The following is a 20,559-nucleotide window of genomic DNA, read 5'->3' as shown; positions in this document are numbered from 1 at the left end:
ACAAGAAATCAACTATCTACTCTTCTCTTCATCGCATTTATTAGTACCATTATATATAAAACCTTTACAAGGATAAAGAGTTTTCTAAAATTTTCTGTATTCTGCTGATCAACTCGTTCTATAATGACGGTAACAGGATCGTCAATACAATGCACCCTAAAGGAGTCTCCTATGTCTAATATACATCTACGCTCACGCATAAGTTCTTTTATTGCAGCTTGGCGAGACTACCCCGTTGAAGCAAATACGCAGATCGGTAATCGGTATTTGGTTCACGAAATGATTGGTGAAGGTAGTTATGGAATGACCTATAAATGCACGGATCAGAACACTGGAGATCTTGTAGCAGTCAAACAAGCAAGACCCAGCAAAGGTGATCATGCAAGATTGCTACTAGAGCGAGAAGCAGACGTCTTAACATCGCTCCATCATCCCCAAATCCCGGTCTTCTATGATCTTTTTACGAATAAGAGTCAAATGTATTTGGTTATGTCTTATGTAAGTGGGGATACGCTAGAGGATTTAATATTTGAACAGGCTCGAACATTCAATGAACAGGAATGTGTGCGAATCACGCTTCAACTGCTCAACATCGTTATATTCATACATGAGCAAGGCTTTGTACATCTGGATTTACGGATTCCTAACGTACTGTTTAAAGACGACTTAATATATCTGATTGATTTCGGATTGGCGAGAAAAATCGGCGAGCCTCCTCCTCGGTTGAAGTCAAGACGTGCATGGTTGAGGCTGCATAGCACTTCTTCTTCAAGTGATTATAAAATTGCTGAGGAACAAGCGGACCTCCAGGACATCGGGCATTTCATGCTCTTCATGTTATATTCTGCTTATGAACCTGATTACAAACAGAAACAATCCTTAGAGCGAAGCTGGCGAGAAGAACTGCAACTCTCTAAGGAGTTAAAAGAGGTAATTGAGCACTTATTAGGACTCCGCAGGCCTTACACAGGCTCTTCTCAATTCATGATGGAATTAAAGAAACTTGAAAATTGATATAGCCCTTGCGTTTATGTTACGATCCGTTAGAAACGTCAAGAATTGATCAATTACTAGAAAGGAGGAAGTTTATAATGCTTCGAAAATTAATGAATAAATTTCTTCACTCTTCAACCCACAGCCTAAGCCAAAGGCGTCATAGTAGTTCTGCACAACAATATAAACGAAGATCTAGTAGTGATTATAAATATTCACGGCGCAAAGGTTCCTCATCTGGATACAAACATAGGCATGGTAATCAAGGGCATGGGTATTACAAAAACAGAAAACACAGCTCCAGCTAATTACAAGTTTAGACACTGTTCCCCATATGAACGGTAATCTTAAAGATGACTTAGTAGAAACCATCTTTAAGATTACCGTTATTTTTATGGCTAACCATTAAATCGTTCATTTTAACTTGGCTTTATAGGGACAGCGAGATTGTGATCTCTACTTCTCTTGTTCACCCGATATAACATGTAGCCACATAAACCGAGCAACAGCGCAGCTACAATGTTCAAAGCTGTATTCCCCATGATGGATAGCAAGGTAAAACCTAGAAACGGACCAAGAGCCGCTCCTATATCAATAGTCATAGAATAAGCGGACACAATGTAATGTTTATTCGATGAATCCGATGCATACTGTGCTGCATCAGCATCTAAGAGAGTCGTTACGATTGATGACAATAGAAGTAAACCAATTAGGGTAGCCATCCAGAAAAATGTATGTATATGGAATGCGATAATGACAAACAGAATGCCTCCGAGCATCGTGCTTACCGTTAACCATTCGGTTCTCGATTGTGATTTATCGCTAAGCTTTCCAGCAAAATAACCAAGGAAAGGTTCGGCACCCCATTTGATGGCAAGCAAGATCCCTGTTAACGTCGCTGCACTTATTGAACTTAATAACGCAGAAGCGGATAGATCCCGCATATCCACCCAATAACTTAATGTAGATTTCATATACCCTTGAAATAATAGTGAGCTTACGAATCCAGTAGATAACAATATAATTAGACGTTGATCCCATATCACTTGTATAGGTGCTTTCATCTTTGCATTATGCATTTGAATAGAACCTTGACGATCTGTTTGAATGAGGAGCAACAACGGAAAAGTCATCACGCTAAGAATCGAAAACCCAATCAGTACTGCTGAGGCACTAAAGACTTCAGATAATAGGGATCCTATCACCATGCCTACAACACCGCCAGAGCCCGCAATCCCATTAAACAATCCGGTAAATCTACCTGGCTCTTTTGTTTCTGTGATTGCTTCGACCACTAATAGCTGCCCTGCTTGTTTAATAAATGCCCAGGCAACTCCCCAAATACACCTAGCAATGAATAGCATCACGAATCCATTAAATAAACCGTAGGACGCAGTCGAAATAACTGTTAAGCCAACCGCAATCAATAACCCATTACGTATTCGATAACGAGTGTAGAACCAGCCGATAAGCGGATGGATTGGAATTCGGACAAACCGATTAATGGAAAGTAAAATTCCAATTTGCCATAATGCATTCAAACCGAATTCTTGGCTGGAAATAGGTAGTACCGCGTATAACATCGCATCGCCTAATAGACTAACTGCGGTGATCAAGGCAGTAATCAGCATATTTTTTTGAGCTCTGGTATAGAACCGACTTTTTATCATCCCTCAACATTGATTTCAGGTTGTTTCCCCATTAATATCTTCACACACATCAGAAACCATCCTTTCCCTCATGAATTATGAAGTTATCATACCAGAGTCATTAGGATTTGTGTGGAATCTTATGTTTTTATTGAATTTTTATGAAGTAATCTTATAAGAATACATCTATGTAATATAAAAAAAGAACATGTGCCTAGAGAAATAGGAAACATGTTCTTCGTTTGTGTATTGTATTAAGCTTCTTTACTGTCACTAATATCATGATTATTGCCTAGCGAGTTACGCTGAAGCCTTGGAATTAAGGCATAAGCAAACGTAAATAAAGGACATAGCCATAGAAATACGGCATACGGCGCAAATGCAAGAACGGGTACTCCAAGGGTAACGGCAAAGAAAGCACCGCTAACCCCCCACGGTATTAAAGGATTAATAAGCGTCCCACAATCTTCCAACGTACGGGATAACGTCTTGGCCGGAATATTCCGTCGTGTATACTCATCCTTGAACATTTGTCCAGGTAGGAGAATCGATAAATACTGCTCACCAGTCATCCCATTGACGGCAATGGAAGATGCGCCAGTCATGAGGACAATACTACTACTGCGCTTGAGCGGTTGAATCATCTTACGGAAGAACGCTTCGATTACACCGCAATGCTGTAATAGCCCACCCAAGGATAACGCGATTAAGATTAGAGAAACCGACCCCATCATCGATTGTAATCCCCCACGATTAACGATGGAAGCAACGGTTTCATTCGTGATCGTGCTTGAGTAGCCGTTCTGCATTGCACCAAACCAGACATCAATTGCAGTCTGATGCTGAACCAATGCGGTCACAAGAAGTCCTGAGACGATCCCGATGACTAGCGTTGGTAAGATTGGGATCTTCTTCATAGAGCATCCGATAACGGCAAGAGGAGATAACAATGTCAGCCAGTGGATATTGAATCCATCTCCTAATGCCAGCTTTATCTCATGAATGGAAGAGAGATCGAATGAATTGGTCTTTGGAGCTAATAAGAAGAAAATAGTTGCAACTACAAGAGCTGGAATCGTTGTATACATCATATTACGAATATGGGTATATAACGAAATGCCTGCTACAGCAGGTGCGAAATTCGTAGTATCGGACAAAGGCGACATTTTGTCTCCAAAACAAGCACCACTGATGATCGCTCCAGCAGCGAGTGTAGGAGATATCCCCGTAGTTAACGCAATCCCCATAAGAGCCACACCAACCGTACTTACGGTTGTAAATGAACTACCTGTGAACATCGACACGATGATAGTGACATATAGCGCACTGACCGCAAAATAATGAGGTTCAATATAATCCATACCATAATATAAAATCGTAGGAACGGTTCCACTCATCATCCATACAGCGATTAGAACACCAATAAGGGAAAGAATGAGAATCGGCATAATTGCCGTCTGAATACCTTGAATAAGTGCGGACTCTATTTTTTTCCAAGGAACCTTGAACAACCATAATAATGTCGCTGTCCCTACGGTTGTTGCTAAAAGAGGAATATGCGGTTCCGCTTTTAATAGAAAGATTGAGACAAATAGTAGTGCGAGAATAAATAAAATAATAAAAATACTTTTAGAGAAACTGAGCTGTCGGTCCATGGTGAAAAAGCTCCTTATACTTATAATCTTAGAGATATCTTCTTTGCTTTGATGCTTTTTTGCTTCTTTGCTTTGTGGCTTTTTCGCATTGAAGTACAGAGGTAATAGTAACGAACAATATACGGAGAGTCAATGTTATAGTCATACAAAATAGGTTATATTTGCTGCATCTCATGATCACGAATATATCATGCATATCTTTTACCCATGTCATATAAATCGTTAAATTCTAAGGGATAGCTTCTCTTTGCAAACAAGGCGCTCCACGAACGAAACGTTCCTCCCCTCGCTCTTGCCCCCGAATTTCTTGGAATTTTTCTAGCAAGGGTGAATTTCGGGGGCAAAGGCGATCGCTGCCGCTGCTCCGGAATCGTTTCGTTCTCTCCGCTACTTCGTGCTTAGACATCTATTTGTTACACATTACACAAAGAAACCAGCTAATACATGTACTGTTTTTATCATGGTGAAATCGATCATGAACTCACATACTGGTTCCTAGGTAACATGAATAATCCTTCCAATGCACGCTGAAGCCTCAATGATCCTCGTATTTTTAATCCGTTTACTCGTCAATGCCTTGCTGAAAAAGGTAGCAATAGACCAAACAAAAAAAAATAGCGACGCAGGGTTGTTCCCTTGTATCGCTATTTTTGTTTTTATGCATCTTTTCATAATTAAGCTGTCTCGTTAAATATAATCAACCTACTATTGGGACAACTTTTTTCTTCTATTAATTATCCATGCATCGCAGCTTGTCGCTTGAACTGGTCTTCTAAGACCAAGCAAGCCATCGCTTCAACAACAGGTACAATTCTCGGACAAATACAAGGGTCATGTCTACCAATGGTTTTAATCTCTTGTTCTTCTCCATGGATATTGATTGTATTTTGAGGAAGAGAAATCGATGAAGTCGGTTTAACACTGATCCGGAACACGATGTCCTGCCCTGTGCTAATTCCACCGATGATTCCACCCGAATGATTACTCAGAAACCCATCTTTGCTCATTTCATCGTTGTGTTCACTTCCAAGCATCGAAGCCGCTTCGAATCCAGCTCCAAATTCAATTCCCTTTACTGCACCAATCGAGAGCATCGCTTTTGCTAATTCAGCATCCAACTTATCGAACGCTGGCTCGCCTAGTCCTGGAGCTACTCCACGTATGCGACATTCCACGATCCCTCCACAGCTATTCCCCTCTAGTGCCAACTTCTCGATTTTTTCGATCATTAATTTCGCTGCTTCAGGATCACAAGCTCGAACGGCATTCTGTTCAATGACCTCTTCATCAATAGTCTGACATGCGATACCGCCAATCTCTTTCGTGAAAGCGACAACCTCTACCCCTCTTCGTTCTAACAATTTTCGTGCTATTGCCCCTCCGGCAACTCTTGCTGCTGTTTCTCTACCCGACGCTCGACCGCTTCCACGAGGATCTCGAATTCCATATTTCTGTAGATACGTGAAATCAGCATGACCTGGACGGAACGAATTCTGAATATCATTGTAAGCTTCAGGTCTCATATCATGATTATAAAGAATGACCGATAGTGGTGTTCCCGTCGTTTTCCCTTCATATATACCCGAGATGATTTGAACAATATCATATTCTTTTCGTGGTGTAGTAACCGATGATTGACCAGGCTTTCTCCGGTCCATTTGTTTTTGTATATAAGCCTCGTCAATTTCAACCCCAGGTGTCACACCATCTACAATTACACCGACTGCGACTCCATGGGATTCCCCAAAGGTTGTTATTTTGAACATTTCACCAAATGAATTTCCTGCCATTATGATAAACCTCCCTGTTTAATAGCTAACTTCGACTCCAAGTGTAGACAGTTGCTCGAAATAATGAGGACATGTCTTGGATACACAGCCTGGGTCCATAATACGAATATTCGGCACTTTGAGACCAATTAATGAGAGTGCCATTGCCATACGATGATCATCATGCGAATTTAATAAAGCTGGGATGGGTTGTCCGGGATACACAGTTAATCCATCTTCATGCTCAACTACGCGTATTCCCAGCTTGCTTAGTTCTTCACATATCGCGGAAATACGATCACATTCGTGATGTCTAATATGAGCTGCATCCGTTAAGGTAATAGGTCCATCCGTAAAAGCAGCCATCGCTGCAATCGTTAATGTCTGATCCGACCACTTCTTCATGTTGATCGTATAGCCACCTTTTAACTCTTTCACACCTTGTACTTCGATATAGTTGTCACCTCGGATTACCTTACACCCCATGAGTTCCAAAACATCTAGTATTTCGATATCAGGCTGGCTCGTGCGAGCAGCATCTATTCCTTCTATACGAACCACACCGGACGTAAGCGCTGCAAGAGCCCAAAAATAACAGCAAGTTGATACATCCGGTTCGAGCTGAACCTCTTGGGCTTGATAAATTCCGATAGGTATTTGAATGGTCTGCCCATCAATGGTTGCTTCAGGCGTCACCCCGAAGGAAGACATCATATCGAGAGTCATTTGAACATAATCCCTTTGTACAACTTCTCCGTCAATCTGCAGCGTGACATCTTGATCTGCATAAGGGGCAGATATTAAGAGGCCACTTATGAATTGACTAGACGTTGAACCTGGTAATGTCACCTCTCCGCCTTTTAAGCCACTCGCCTTTAGCGTAAATGGCAGACATGCTTCTATCTCTTTATATTCAAACTCCGTGCCTTGTTCTGTTAACGCATTTAGAAGAGGTGCTAATGGTCTCTCTCGCATTCGCTTACTTCCTGTCACGCTCCAAGCTCCATTACTTATAGCAAGGGCTCCTGGTAAGAAGCGTGCTACCGTACCTGCACTTCCCACATACAATTCCCCTGAAGAGTTTGGCCATTTACCTCCACAACCTTCAATAGTAACCGTATCCCCTTCGATCTCAACGGACACACCTAGTTTCTGTAATGTATCAATGCACCAATATGAATCATCACTTTTTAATATACCTGTTAATTGAGATTTACCATTCGCTAATGCGGCAATGATTAACGCTCGATTCGTGAGACTTTTGCTTCCGGGTATTTGAATGATTCCATTCACTGCCCTCTTAGGCGGACTAATTACAACTTCTTGTTTATCATTATTCGTAGACCAGGGAGAACGAGCTTCCCAAACAGGTTGAACGGTCACCATATCGACCAGCTCCTTGGATTATAGATATAACCTGATTATAATGAGATTAATGAAATAAGTGAAATTGGATTATTAGCATTTTGTCATAGAAGGAGTCTATATCATGATGAATTTAGAATGGTACCGTATATTTCTTGTCACTGCACGCTTTCTGAATTTAACGAAAGCTGCTAAAGAGCTTCATATCACTCAGCCATCTGTTAGTTATGCGATCAAGCAGATGGAAGAAGCTTTAGAACTTAAACTATTTCATCGGCTATCAAAAGGCGTCGAATTAACTGAAGAAGGACACGCGCTTTTTGAATATGTAGATAAGTCTTTTGCCATGCTCGACTCTGCCCAGAAGCATCTTCAGAATTTGAGACGATTAAATGAAGGAGAAATTCGAATTGGCGCAAGTGATTCCCTCATTAAGCATTTACTACTCCCTTACTTAAATGAGTTTCATAAAGAATACCCTGGTATTCGAATCCGCCTCTCCCATGGAAAAACACCTGAGATCACACAGCGTCTAAAAGAAGGTGCGATTGACTGCGCTGTTTTACATATGCCTGTAAACGACCCACATCTGAATATTCAAACACTTGCCGTTTTGGAGGACTGTTTCGTTGTGGGTAAGGACTATAAAGAGATGGCGAATCGCTCGCTCACAGCGGAAGAACTCGCTAAGTTTCCATTAATACTACTCTCACAAGGAAGCAGCACCCGAATTTTTGTAGAACAATGGTTTGCAACCAAAGGGTTAATGGTGAAACCTGATATGGAATTAGGAAGCATCGACCTGCTAGCGGAATTTGCGAGGTTAGGTTACGGTGCGGCTTTTATTAGTCGTTCTTTTGTTCAAGAGGAACTTAACCATGGAAAGTTATTTGAGCTGCGTTTGGATGATCCTCTTCCTCCGAGAAATATAGGATTCGCCATCCGCCGAGATATGCACTTATCTGTTGCCGCTGAAGCATTTGTCCGAATGCTTGATGTAGGGAAGAATTAACTTTTGACCGAGCATATAAAAAAAAGAAATGCTGGCAAAGATCGCTCAGCATTTCTTCTAGTGTATATAATAGATTATGAATCTCGATTGATTAGATAATTTAATAAGTATTTCAAAAATTGATTACTCGCAAGCATCCCCTTTAAAGCTTCCATAGCAAGACAATAATGATCCCACATTTCCTTGCTTGCTCCCTCTCGTCCAAGAACGGTCACAAACGAAGAAGTATTGTTCTCCACATCTTGACCCGTGGGTTTACCGAGTAATTGAAGATCTCCTTCTACATCGAGCAAATCATCTTTAATCTGAAAAGCTATACCTGCATGGTAAGCGAATCTCTTCAGAATCGTAATATTTTCTTCCGGAGCACTTGCAAGTATGGCAGGCATCACGATCGAGGCTTCAAAGGCAATACCTGTTTTGTAATAACAGATCATGTTCAGCTCTTCCAGTGTCAATGCTTTGCCTTTGGAATGCAAATCCATGGCTTGCCCCATACACATCTCCCCCGCCTTTTGAGAAGAGTATTGCATCAGAGAAACGACCGCTTCTGCCTTAAAACCTTGCAGAGAGGATTGCTCCTCCATCGCCTTCTGAATGAGATACAGGCCCGTCAATTCTGCGGTAGAACTACTATGTATTTGATGAAGCGTTGGTCGACCTCTTCGTGTTGACGCATTGTCTTGGGATGGAAGATCATCATAGATTAAAGAAGCGGTATGCATATACTCCAGCGACCTTAAAAGCGGTGCAATGGCTGAAGCTTTCAGCCCATAACCGTGTACACCCATAACCCAAGTTAAGATCGGCCTTAGTCGTTTGCCATCTCCCTCGAGACTGTAATTAGCAGCATCGATAAGCGGCTCTTTCATAGGAGATATACCATCTTCTTTAGGTATATGCAGTAAGTTATTAATCTGCGCTCGGACTTCTTTAACCGTTTCAGAGAAGTATTCCTTCTCCTTTTGTTCATTTTGTAAAGAGGTTACCATCTGATCCCGCAGTAATTTATCAAAGAAATCAACATGTTCAGCCTTACTAACCATGCGCTGGATAAGGCGATTAAACGCAGGATCCCCAGAAGCGAACACAGTCATTATTTCATTATATTGCTCTGATGTGACGCGTTCCTTACAGCGTTTAAGACTGTTAATAGCGCGATCCAGTATAACTTCTCTAGCTTTTGAATTCGAGTGATACAAGTTGTGAATTAAATGAGAGATGACCGCCCAGTATAATTCAAAAGGATTGATAAGATCCGAGCGCTGCTCACGGTATTGCAAGTAATACGTATACGGTGTTACTGCACCGTCTCTCAAATCATCATACATATCCGCAAAATCATCCGCGAGTTGATTATAAATACCATAACAAAAAGTTCGATGATCGAAGTCCTCATTCTCTGGGGCGTGAATCACCGAGCGAACAATCAGACGAGAAGAAGAAGATTTTAGAATAATGGGTAGATAGAGCTCTTCATTCGTGTAATTGGCATTCGAAAGATCTTTGATCCGGTCCTGATCTTGAGATTGAAAAAATATAAAAGATTGCTCAAAGAAATTATGCTGTGTGTCTGGTCTCTGCTGCTGTTTAATATATTCAAAAGCTTCTCGCAGCTCCGTATACACGAATTGAATGAGTTCTTTATTACTACCCGTCCACGTTGAGTAGTGAGGAACCGTTCCGGTCAGTAAGGCAGTTCGTATGAAATCAGAATACTCTACCTTCTCTTGCGAATTTAATACTCCTGAGTCAAGAAGATCATCAATAAATGGGTAAGTCAAACCATACGAATAACCGAGTCTAATCGCTTCATCAAGTCGCAAGGAACGTTCCTGCGGTGAAACATCTTCATCCATCTCTTCTATAACATGGAGAACAACCCCGATGATGATCTTGATCAATTTTCGCTTAGCATGTTCAACACTCATCTCTTTCGGGATATGCTGTGATACCCCCTTCAACTTTCCAATGACCCAGATCGCAGCAGTTTCAACGCGCTCTTTCTGAGCCCACCGGTAAAACCCGGCCAAACTCATGTCATCTAGTTGACCAGACTCTGACTTTCCTGTCGAGGATATCAATTGCTCCTTAAGTGCTTGCGTTAAACGCTGAATGTTCGTCTGTGTTGTGACTGAATCGAGGTCTTTACCGAGATCCCTCATATACATATAAGTAACACTGCGATCTAAATAATCGTCTAATTTCCCAGTGTAGTTCAGCCAACTGATATATTTATGATAATCCCTTGATTCTGGTCTATTCTTCCTTCGTTTCGAGAACAACGAGAACCAAGAATAGCGACGTATATGATCCTTTTTCCATACATGAATATCATCTGTCAGGACGGGCACGTATAATTTCTCCCTAACACTCTGCTGCAACGATGCGAAATACGCAGTAGCCTTCTGTTCAGCTTGCCTATAACTTGCATCCGCTTGTTCCGTAAATTCCACATTCATAGATGAATTACCTCGACTTTTGTTTTTGTTAAACATGTATGCACTACTTTATAAAAAGAGAATCCTCTAATTTCATGACATCGGATCATGTTCATATCTATATACGTCAAATCAATCAAGTCGTTTCTTGAAAAAGAAGGATAAATCACAAAAGGACCAGAAGCGGTGATAGGAGCACCGCTCTGGTCCTTTTTCATTGTGTGGCCAGGACGTTACCCGTACGTTTACTGGCCAATAAGGAGAAGAAGAAAAGGTTACGAAGATCGTGCCTTAACCTCTAGAAATATAGTATAGCGTGCCCATCACTCTACTACATCAAGTAAGTTATGGTAACGATCTCTTATCTTGGGTATGAATCATTAAAATCCCTTTTTATTGCTTATAAGGTACAACCACACATTTTTCAACATACCCTATGGACAAAGTACTGAGGGTCATTAGCATACGTACATTAAGATTAACAGAGCACAGGTTTGAACATGATTCTACAAAGAGGTGAAGATCGTGCCTATGAAAACAGGTAAGCAATATATCGAACGGATAGATCGACAAAACATCAACATATGGTATAAAGGTGAACGCATCACCGGTCCATTGTCTCAGCATCCTGCATTTCAAGGCCTCATGCAAACACAGGCCGATCTTTATGATATGCAATGTGATGAACAATATGTGAAGCAGATGACCTATCCATCACCAGATACGGGTGAGCTGGTTGGGTTATCTTTTCTCCCGCCAAAAACCACACAGGATCTAGAAAGACGCAGAATTATGATGGAATTATGGTCAACGAAGCATCATGGCTTTTTAGGACGCTCACCAGATTATATGAATACTGCGATCATGTCTCTATACACTGCTGCAGATATTCTTGAAGAACATAACCCTGATTACGCGAAAAACCTTCGAAATTATTATGCCTATTGTCGAGATCATGACATCACACTATCACATGCATTTATCCAGCCTTACGCAAGTAAAGTATCAGGTCATGTTGATTCAACTGAGGATTCCATTGCAGCCAAAGTCATCGAAATAAATGATGAAGGGATGGTGGTCTCTGGTGCTTTTATGATGGCTACCCAGGGAGCTACTTGTGAAGAAATGTTAGTATTTCCGACTCCTTCACCTGCCATCTTTGAAGATGAAAACCCATTCGCATTTGCATTTGCAGTGCCGAATGATCTTGAGGGAATGACCTTTATATGCCGTGAAAGTTACGGAGCTTCTTCTCCATACGATCATCCATTAAGTGCAAAATACGAGGAGATGGATACACTCGTCATATTTGATCGTGTTCTTGTTCCGCATGATCGGATATTTTATTATGGGGATGAATCGTATTGCAGTCGATTATTTACGGAAAGCCATTTCCACACACATATTGCCCACCAAATTACAACTCGATATATCGCAAAAACCGAATTCTTGCTCGGATTAATGGAGTCCTTAGCAGACGAGCAGAATATTGCATTAGATCCCCAAATCATTGCAAACATTTCTAAAATCATCTCCTATCTAGAGACATTTAAAGCACTAAGACTCGCATCCGAGAATGCAGCATTTCAAGATGAGTTTGGGTATCTCGTACCTGCTTCTAGCCCCTTATTAGCATCAAGCATTCTCTTTCCTAAACTATATCCTGAGATGGTTGAAATGATTACGATTCTTGGGTCAAGTGGACTCATTATGATCCCTTCAGAATTTGATTTCATTTCGCAAACAGGACCCTACCTGAAGCAGTATTTAAAAGGAACAGACTCGGAAGCATGGGATCGAGTTGCTTTGTTCAGACTAGCCTGGGAACTTGGAGCAAGCGCATTTGGCGGTCGACAAACCCAATTCGAACGTTTCTTCTTCGGAAATGCGCAGACGACGGCTACCCGAATGTATTACAGCTATAAAGATCACGAACAACTTCGGGCAAGAATCAGTGAGTTCATAGAAACAACCAGTCAAACCTTAACGTGATAGAGCTTGGAAGGAGAAGAATGAGGATACGAAAAAACAAGCGATGCAGATCGTTACATCGCTTGTTCACTATTATTTTGATAAACGAGCTGCGAGACCATCATAGATCAGTATACTAAGGTGTCGGGGTACCCCCATTAGCGTTAAGGGTTTCTCCACTAATATAACTTGATTCCTGACTAGCTAAGAAGACATATGCTGGAGCCATCTCCACAGGCTGACCTGAACGACCAAGTGGGGTATTCGAGCCAAATTCCGCAAGCTTTTCCGTTGGCTGTCCACCCGCCACTTGTAGCGGGGTCCACACCGGACCAGGTGCCACAATATTTACTCGAATACCTTTGCTAGCAACTTGCTGTGCCAGTGCTTTGCTAAAGGTATTAATCGCCGCTTTCGTTGTTGCATAGTCCAGAAGGATTGGCGAAGGCTTGTAAGCCTGGAAGGATGAAGTATTAATGATCGAGCTTCCTGGCTTCATATGCTTCACAGCAGCCTTACATAACCAGAACATAGAATACACATTCGATTTGAACGTTGAATCGAACTGTTCTGTCGTTAGATCAGCGATATCCTCTACATACTGCTGCTTCCCGGCAACGTTCGCAAGAATATCAATTCCGCCTAGCTTCTCTACAGCAGATGTAATCAACTGTTCACAGTATTGCTCATCTTGTAAATCGCCTGGCATCGCAATAGCTTTTCGTCCTGTTTCTTCTATAAGCTTGACTACTTCCTTGGCATCTGCCTCTTCCTCCGGAAGATAGGAGAGCAGAATATCAGCACCTTCACGGGCATAAGCAATGGCTACAGCACGTCCAATTCCACTATCAGCCCCTGTAACAACGGCTTTGCGTCCAGCAAGACGCCCCGATCCATGATAGCTTGTCTCCCCAGAATCGGGCACAGGCATCATTTCCTTCTGTAATCATGGCTCTGGCTGCTTCTGTTTCCATTCATTCGTTGCTTTGGGATATTGCGACACTGGATCTTGCATCGTGTATTGATCATGATCTTTCATCGTGAATACCTCCGTCTCGTTGTGTTAGTGAATAGGTGAATCTTAACCTACCTAATACAGTAGCTCTTCTCTTTGTAACCTCGTATGAAGATATTTAAACGAGCATAAGCTGTGCTAAAAAAAGGTAGATCTCTTAATTAAGAGACCTACCTTGGAATTTCTATTTTTTTGCATCACGATTTGCAATATAATCAGGTCTTGGTTGTTGACCAGAATAGGGATGCACTAGTTGATTCTCCACACTGTTATATACCATAAATATATTACTTCGGGGCATTGGCGTAATATTGCTGTTTGAGCCATGCATAATATTACAATCAAATATTACGATGGAGCCCGCTTTACCTACCGGTGTATCTATTCCACCTTCTATCACCATACGAGTGAGATTTTCATGATCTGGAACTCCATATTCTTGCTTGCGCAAGGAGTCTTTAAAATGGTTGTCAGGTGTCTTACCTACACAAGCAATATACTCTTTGTGTGACCCAGGCACTACCATTAGTGGTCCGTTATAATGAAAATTATCTTCCAGAGCGATGGAACAACTTAAAGCTCTCATTCGAGGCATACCATCCTCTACATGCCAAGTTTCAAAGTCTGAATGCCAGTAGAACTCCTTGCCAGTGAAACCAGGCTTATAATTAATCCGGGATTGATGAATGTAAGTCTCGCTCCCAAGCAAATACTCTATGATTCTGAGCAGTTTCGGATCTTGCGATAGTTTGTTAAATATACGATTCGATTCATGAATTGCAAAAACGGAACGAACCTCACTGCCCCCGGGCTCCCTAATAATTCGATCACTCTGAGATTCCCTAGCCGTAATTTGTAAATCTCTAGCTTCTTTCTGATAATGGTTAAGCTCTTCTTGATTGAAGAAACCTTCTAAGAATAAGTATCCCTTCTGCTCATAGAAATCAGATTGTTCTTTCGTTAAGGATGCATTTTCAGTCCATTCTGAATGAACAACTGGATCCTGTCTTTTCAGTATTTCTGGTTTCGCATGAATTCTTGAAGGATAGACGTCTACCTCTTTTTCTTGAAGTACGGATACATGATTCTTACTCATCTTCATCTCCCCTTTTACTCTGATATAGAAATCGGATTAAGTATTGGATAAGTTCCCTCTTCATCATGCACCTCAGCACCCGTAAGCGGTGGATTAAACACACATACCATTCGCATTTGAGAGCGGGCTCTAAGATAGTGCTTTTCATGTCCATCTAGGGCATACATCATTCCAGGAGATATCTGATATGTCTCACCACCAACAATTTCGATTTCTCCTTCTCCTTCAATGCAATACACAGCCTCTACATGGTTCTTATACCAGATTAGTGTTTCTGTTCCGGCTTTGATTAGCGTGTCGTTCAAGGAGAATCCCATCCCATCCTTTGTCAGCAGCAATCTTCTAGAGTTCCATGTCTTTGTATCGATATCATCTTTCGTATGAACAATTTCTTCTAAATGTTTAACAATCATAATCCTCTCTCCTCTGCAGATAATTGTTCTAGACTACGCTTCAATATGCCAAGACCATCTGTTAAAGTATCTATTTCTATCGTCAGGGGTGGCATGATTTTGGCTACTTCACTATGTGGACCTGATGTTTCCATAATCAGCCCGTGATCAAAAGCGATTTCTGAGAGTCTTCCAGCGAGTTCCGGTTTTTCAAAAGCAAATCCCTGAATTAGACCCCTGCCGCGAACCTCACCCCTGAACTGTGGGTAATTCACCGATATATTGTCTAGAAATTTGCGAATATGCTTCGCTCTAATTTCCACATCCTTTTGGAGATCCTCGGTCTTCCAGTAATTTAGGGCCTCAGCAGCAGCGACAAATCCTAGATTATTACCTCGAAAAGTTCCATTATGCTCCCCGGGTTCCCAAATATCGATCTCTGGCTTCAATAGTGTAATCGCCAGGGGAAGTCCAAAGCCTCCAATAGACTTGGATAGACAGATAATATCAGGTTCAATATCTGCATCATCAAAGCTAAAGAACGGCCCTGTTCTACCACACCCCATCTGGATATCATCCAAAATAAGCAAAATCTCTCTTTCCTTACAGAGTTGTTCAAGGCCCTTAAGCCAATCTAGCCGTGCAGCATTCAAGCCCCCCTCACCTTGCACAGCTTCAACAATAACAGCTGCCGGTATAGGGACTCCGCTTCCAGGATCATCAAGGAGTTTCTTGATAAGTGGAAGTGTATCTACCTGGTTACCATAATAGCCATCATAAGGCATGAACACAGAATGACTTAGTGCAATACCTGCACCTTCGCGCTTGAAAGAATTCCCGGTCACAGCAAGTGATCCAAGCGACATCCCATGAAATGCATTGGTGAACGAGAGAATGGTTGAACGCCCCGTTACTTTTCTTGCAATCTTTAAAGCTGCTTCTACAGCATTGGTACCCGTAGGTCCAGGGAACATCACTTTATGGTTCCAACCACGCGGCTTTAAGATCACTTCTTGAAATTGAGTTAGAAATGTTTCTTTCGCATCGGTTGCCATATCCAGACTATGAGTAACGCCGTCTTGCATCATATAATCCACTAACTTCCCACGTATCTTCTCATTATTGTGACCGTAGTTCACTGCACCTGCTCCAGCGAAGAAATCAATGTATTCATTTCCATTTCGGTCCCACAGCTTCGCATTTTTCGCCTTTTCAAATACCGTCTGAAAGCTTCTGCAGTAACTTCTAACTTCGGATTCAAGATCGTTAAACACTGTAAGTTCCGGCATTTCCAAAAGTTGATTATTCATACTATCCCTCCATTGAATTACATTTGGTTAAAGAATGGTCCTATGACAAACCGTGGTTCATCTTCATGACTCGTATCGTCTGGGAACAGTTCCGCTCCATAGCCCACTGTAACAGTGCTTGGTATGGATTTATCTTCAGCAAAGCTTAGAAACAATCGGCGGGAAGCCATATTCGAAGGTGAAATGGTTGCTTCAATAAAACGCACACCATGACATGCTTTTTGCTTCAAGAGACATGTCAGCATCGTACTAGCTATTCCTTTACGTCGATGTGTACCTGCTACGGCAACCTGCCACACAAATAATGTGTCTGGATTACGCGGAGAACGAAATGCAGAAATATATCCAATGATCTCTCCCCCTTGCTCAGCAATGATGCAGGTATCACAGAAGTAGTCCCCAAGTAACATGTAACAATAGGGAGAGTTGAGATCGAGTGTCCCCGTATCACGTATTAGCTCCCATACGCGTGTACCGTCTTTTGCCTCCGGTTTACGGTAGGTGATTTCAGTTCCTGTATTCACTGTCATCCATGTAGCCACCTTTCTATGAACGAACGAGATCTATGTTCATACTAGTTCCCTGAAGCACGGAAACGCTGCAGAAAACTCTGAAGCCTATCACTTTGTGGGTTATCAAAAATCTCCTCTGGTGTTCCCTGTTCCACAATTTTCCCTTCAGCACCAAATATGACGCGATCAGCAATTTCTTTAGCAAAATCCATCTCATGCGTAATCAACATCATCGCCATCTCCCCTTCTTCGGCAATTTCGCGAATGACCTCTAGTACCTCACCCACGAGCTCTGGATCAAGAGCCGATGTCACTTCATCAAATACCATGACCTTTGGTCGCATCACCAGCGCTCTAGCAATAGCAACACGTTGCTTTTGCCCACCAGATAGCTTCGAGGGGAACATCTTGAGCTTATCTGCCAGACCAACCTTCGTAAGTATGGTGACTGCACGTTCATCAGCTTCTTCTTTGCTTAAGCCAAGCACTTTGCGTGGAGCCTCAGTCACGTTGCGCATGACATTCATATGGGGAAAAAGATTAAAATGCTGAAACACCATCCCGACATTACAACGCATCCGGTGCAGATGCTTCTCATTAGCTCGAACAAGTTCTCCTTTATGCTCCATATGCCACAGAAGTTCCCCATCCACTTCAATCGTTCCACTAGATGGTTCTTCAAGTGTCATCAACATGCGTCCCATCGTTGTTTTACCTGAACCACTTGGGCCGATAACAGCAACCTTTTCTCCAGGCTGCATCTCCAGATCAATACCTTTCAATACTTCCACACTTCCAAAAGTCTTGGTTACACCTGTATATTTCACGATAGGTGATGTATCTGATATTGCTTCTTTCTCATGCTGCAGAACTGAAGTTTCCGTCTCCTCTCGTTCAAATACTGAGTTCATATACATCCCTCCTTATCTTCCTCTTTGTACATTCATTCGCTTCTCTAACTGTTGTACGAGTAATGAAGCGATATAACTGATGATAAAGAACAATATGCCAACGAGTGTATACGGTTCAAAGGCCCGAAAAGATAACGACACAATATTCTTAGCAGTCAGCATAAGCTCAACTAACGTAATGGCACAAAGAATCGGTGTCTCTTTGAACATAACAATAAGATAATTCCCAAGCACCGGCACGATCGGTGGAATCGCCTGAGGTAATATAATGGTCTTCCAAGTTTGAGCTTTCGTATAATTCAGTGCTTTCGCAGCTTCCCATTGCCCCTGCGGGACTGCTTCAATGCCAGAACGATATACCTCTGAAAGATATGTGCTGTAATGAAGACCGAGGGCAATGACTCCCGTATAAAACGCAGGAATCGAAATGCCAGTCAATAGCGGCATGCTGTAATACAGAAAGAACACTTGAACTAGCAGTGGTGTATTTCGGATAAACTCGATGATTCCTTTCGTTACTAGCGATAGGATCTTAATCGGGCTTCGCGCCAAAAGTGCGAGCAGCAATCCAACGATTAATGCAAGCACGAAGGCACAGAGCGTAATCCAGACCGTCATCTTTAATGCACTTAGTAACTGCGGCAAAATATCAAAAACATATTCCCAATTCCACATTTGCTATAGCCTCCCCGATGTCAATTTCCGTTCAAGCAAACGAACAGCTATTGAAACAAGCGTAGCTATCACAAAGTACATCACCAGTAGCAGCACTAAGATCTCGGTGGTAAAAGAGATATAATTATTTCGAAGCACCATCGCCTGATAAGTGAGATCGGCCATCGTAATGAAATAGACAAGTGAAGTTGATTTAATCAACTCCACCAGCTGATTACCGAACGAGGGAAGCATTTGGAGGGTAGCTTGAGGCAAGACGATATGCCACAATCTTTGCCAAGGCTTCATATTCAGGGCAATGGCCGCTTCAGTCTGTCCTTTAGGAACGGCAAGCACTGCACTTCGAACAATTTCCGAGCCATACGCCCCAAAATTAAGTCCAATGGCTAGAATTGCTGCTAACATTTTGGGGAGCTCAATACCAATAAACGGAAGTGCAAAGTATAACCAAAATAACTGAACCAATAGCGAAGTCCCGCGAAAGACCTCTACATAAACAGCAGAAAGTGTGCGTAATATCCAGAGCTTAGATAACCGGAGTAAACCCGCTATAAATGACACGATGATTGCTAAAATGGATGAGAAAAAAGCAACCAACACGGTGATTTCCGCTCCTTTCAACAACGAAGGCAGAAAATCAATCCATGAATTCGGCATGTTATTCTCCGCAGAGCATTGCTGCTGTCATATCGCCTGGAAGCTCATCCTCTGTAAATCCGAACTTTTGCAATATTTCGAGCAACTCGCCTGATTCTTTCATTTTTTGAAGCTCCGCATTATATTTCTCCTGAAATTCTGTATCTGCTTGTCGGAATGCTGTCGCACCATAACCACGTACACTTTTACCATCAACACTAGGCTGCTTAAAATCTGCGACACGCTCTATTTTTTTATCATTGGCTGAATCAAGCATCGCTTGTAGTGAAGGGCCGGTCATGGTAATGGCCTGCACTCTATCCGCTTGCAGTGCGCTTATAGCTGAAGCTTGATCTGGTACTTGGATAATACGATCAGCCGGGATACCCGATTTTTCTAAGTATTCAATTTCAACGGCACCCGTCATTACGGCAACTTTTGCATCCCCGTTATTAGCGACGTCCTCATAACTGGCGAGTTGATGGGGGTTCCCTTCCTTCACTGCAAGCGCCTCTCCGATGCTATACTCTGGATTTGCGAATAAAACAGCGGAACAACGGTTCGGATTAACAAACATCCCCGCGGTTATTAGGTCAAAGCGTTCAGCCTGCAAACCCGCAACTAAAGATCCAAATTCAGTTAACTCTCCTCTCATTTCCTCCACACCTAGACGCTCAAGAATAACCCGTGCAATTTCTACAGCTTCGCCAGTCAGCGTCCCATCAGCTTCTTTGTATGCATAAGGTTTCTCATTCGCAAACCCTACGGTGATGTATCCTTTCTTAACAGCTTCATCCAGTGTGCTCCCTTTCTCACCACAAGCCGCTAGGGATATCGTTAATACCAAAGACATAACAAGAACAACAACTTTCTTCAAAACACTTCACTACCTTTCCCTTTTTCTTTAAAATTCTCAAAAATGGCACAGCTAATAATCCTAGTATTTCAATAATTTAACTAGGATTTAAATTTTGAGGATGTCCTGAACCGATAGCTTGGATCAGAAAACTCCATGCCGTAGATTCATCCGTCTTCCTCCTTCCAACCCACTGCATTTTTAATTCTCAAAGATGTGCAATACTTATGCGGAAGTACACATACCAGTCTTTTGGAACAGAAAAAGACCTCCAAACAGGGGATCAAGACATAGCTCCGCC

At 42.1% G+C, this 20,559-nt stretch carries 16 protein-coding genes, 1 pseudogene and 1 other annotated feature (1 of these 18 running past the window's edge); of the genes and pseudogenes, 3 read left to right on the top strand and 14 right to left on the bottom strand.

Annotated elements, in window-relative coordinates:
- Nucleotides 1-41, bottom strand: a binding site (T-box leader) (it extends 223 nt beyond the left edge of the window).
- A 130-nt stretch (nt 42-171) separates the two neighbouring features.
- Nucleotides 172-1,014, top strand: a complete 843-nt coding sequence (locus tag AC3WJJ_RS00780; protein ID WP_492537124.1) for a serine/threonine protein kinase — start codon at nt 172-174, stop codon at nt 1,012-1,014.
- 398 nt (nt 1,015-1,412) lie between these two features.
- Here AC3WJJ_RS00780 and AC3WJJ_RS00775 read toward each other — a convergent pair whose 3' ends face one another.
- From AC3WJJ_RS00775 to aroA, 4 genes are all read right to left on the bottom strand, one after another.
- Nucleotides 1,413-2,624, bottom strand: a complete 1,212-nt coding sequence (locus tag AC3WJJ_RS00775) for an MFS transporter (RefSeq protein WP_492537122.1) — start codon at nt 2,622-2,624, stop codon at nt 1,413-1,415.
- A 272-nt stretch (nt 2,625-2,896) separates the two neighbouring features.
- Nucleotides 2,897-4,297, bottom strand: coding sequence for a Na+/H+ antiporter NhaC (nhaC, locus tag AC3WJJ_RS00770; RefSeq protein ID WP_492537120.1), 1,401 nt, complete (start codon nt 4,295-4,297; stop codon nt 2,897-2,899).
- A gap of 734 nt (nt 4,298-5,031) precedes the next feature.
- Complete coding sequence (aroC, locus tag AC3WJJ_RS00765; protein WP_492537118.1) at nt 5,032-6,087, bottom strand: chorismate synthase; 1,056 nt, start codon at nt 6,085-6,087, stop codon at nt 5,032-5,034.
- A gap of 18 nt (nt 6,088-6,105) precedes the next feature.
- Nucleotides 6,106-7,452, bottom strand: a complete 1,347-nt coding sequence (aroA, locus tag AC3WJJ_RS00760; protein ID WP_492537116.1) for a 3-phosphoshikimate 1-carboxyvinyltransferase — start codon at nt 7,450-7,452, stop codon at nt 6,106-6,108.
- Nucleotides 7,453-7,555: 103 nt separating this feature from the next.
- On the opposite strand from aroA, the gene AC3WJJ_RS00755 reads away from it, so the two are divergent.
- Nucleotides 7,556-8,443 (top strand): LysR family transcriptional regulator, encoded by an 888-nt coding sequence (locus AC3WJJ_RS00755; protein ID WP_492537114.1) that lies wholly within the window; start codon nt 7,556-7,558, stop codon nt 8,441-8,443.
- A gap of 74 nt (nt 8,444-8,517) precedes the next feature.
- Here the strand turns inward: AC3WJJ_RS00755 and AC3WJJ_RS00750 are convergent, their stop codons facing one another.
- On the bottom strand, nt 8,518-10,905 hold the full coding sequence (locus tag AC3WJJ_RS00750) for a polyprenyl synthetase family protein (protein WP_492537112.1): 2,388 nt from the start codon (nt 10,903-10,905) through the stop codon (nt 8,518-8,520).
- Nucleotides 10,906-11,409: 504 nt separating this feature from the next.
- Here AC3WJJ_RS00750 and AC3WJJ_RS00745 point away from each other — a divergent pair.
- Nucleotides 11,410-12,876 carry a 4-hydroxyphenylacetate 3-hydroxylase family protein gene (locus tag AC3WJJ_RS00745; protein WP_492537110.1) on the top strand — a complete coding sequence of 489 codons (1,467 nt, stop codon included), beginning with the start codon at nt 11,410-11,412 and terminating at the stop codon, nt 12,874-12,876.
- A 115-nt stretch (nt 12,877-12,991) separates the two neighbouring features.
- Here AC3WJJ_RS00745 and AC3WJJ_RS00740 read toward each other — a convergent pair.
- From AC3WJJ_RS00740 to ehuB, 9 genes and pseudogenes are all read right to left on the bottom strand, one after another.
- A pseudogene (locus tag AC3WJJ_RS00740) lies at nt 12,992-13,801 on the bottom strand (SDR family oxidoreductase); the annotation flags it as partial.
- A 253-nt stretch (nt 13,802-14,054) separates the two neighbouring features.
- Nucleotides 14,055-14,966, bottom strand: coding sequence for an ectoine hydroxylase (gene thpD, locus AC3WJJ_RS00735; RefSeq protein WP_492537108.1), 912 nt, complete (start codon nt 14,964-14,966; stop codon nt 14,055-14,057).
- Between the two features lie 14 nt (nt 14,967-14,980).
- Complete coding sequence (locus tag AC3WJJ_RS00730) at nt 14,981-15,379, bottom strand: ectoine synthase (RefSeq protein WP_492537106.1); 399 nt, start codon at nt 15,377-15,379, stop codon at nt 14,981-14,983.
- Nucleotides 15,376-16,668: a diaminobutyrate--2-oxoglutarate transaminase gene (ectB, locus tag AC3WJJ_RS00725; RefSeq protein ID WP_492537104.1), complete on the bottom strand. Its 1,293-nt coding sequence runs from the start codon at nt 16,666-16,668 to the stop codon at nt 15,376-15,378. The genes AC3WJJ_RS00730 and ectB overlap by 4 nt, the downstream gene beginning before the upstream one ends.
- Nucleotides 16,669-16,685: 17 nt before the next feature.
- On the bottom strand, nt 16,686-17,198 hold the full coding sequence (ectA, locus tag AC3WJJ_RS00720) for a diaminobutyrate acetyltransferase (protein WP_492537102.1): 513 nt from the start codon (nt 17,196-17,198) through the stop codon (nt 16,686-16,688).
- 44 nt (nt 17,199-17,242) lie between these two features.
- Nucleotides 17,243-18,091, bottom strand: a complete 849-nt coding sequence (gene ehuA, locus AC3WJJ_RS00715) for an ectoine/hydroxyectoine ABC transporter ATP-binding protein EhuA (protein ID WP_492537100.1) — start codon at nt 18,089-18,091, stop codon at nt 17,243-17,245.
- A 12-nt stretch (nt 18,092-18,103) separates the two neighbouring features.
- Nucleotides 18,104-18,766 carry an ectoine/hydroxyectoine ABC transporter permease subunit EhuD gene (ehuD, locus tag AC3WJJ_RS00710; protein WP_492537098.1) on the bottom strand — a complete coding sequence of 221 codons (663 nt, stop codon included), beginning with the start codon at nt 18,764-18,766 and terminating at the stop codon, nt 18,104-18,106.
- 3 nt (nt 18,767-18,769) lie between these two features.
- A complete protein-coding gene (gene ehuC / locus AC3WJJ_RS00705) occupies nt 18,770-19,423 on the bottom strand; it encodes an ectoine/hydroxyectoine ABC transporter permease subunit EhuC (RefSeq protein ID WP_492537096.1) in 654 nt (217 codons plus the stop codon).
- 1 nt (nt 19,424) lies between these two features.
- Nucleotides 19,425-20,255, bottom strand: a complete 831-nt coding sequence (ehuB, locus tag AC3WJJ_RS00700; RefSeq protein WP_492537094.1) for an ectoine/hydroxyectoine ABC transporter substrate-binding protein EhuB — start codon at nt 20,253-20,255, stop codon at nt 19,425-19,427.
- Nucleotides 20,256-20,559: the final 304 nt, after the last annotated feature.

Source organism: Paenibacillus sp. FW507-14B1B (assembly GCF_058781425.1).
This window is presented reverse-complemented; position numbering and strand designations above follow the sequence as displayed.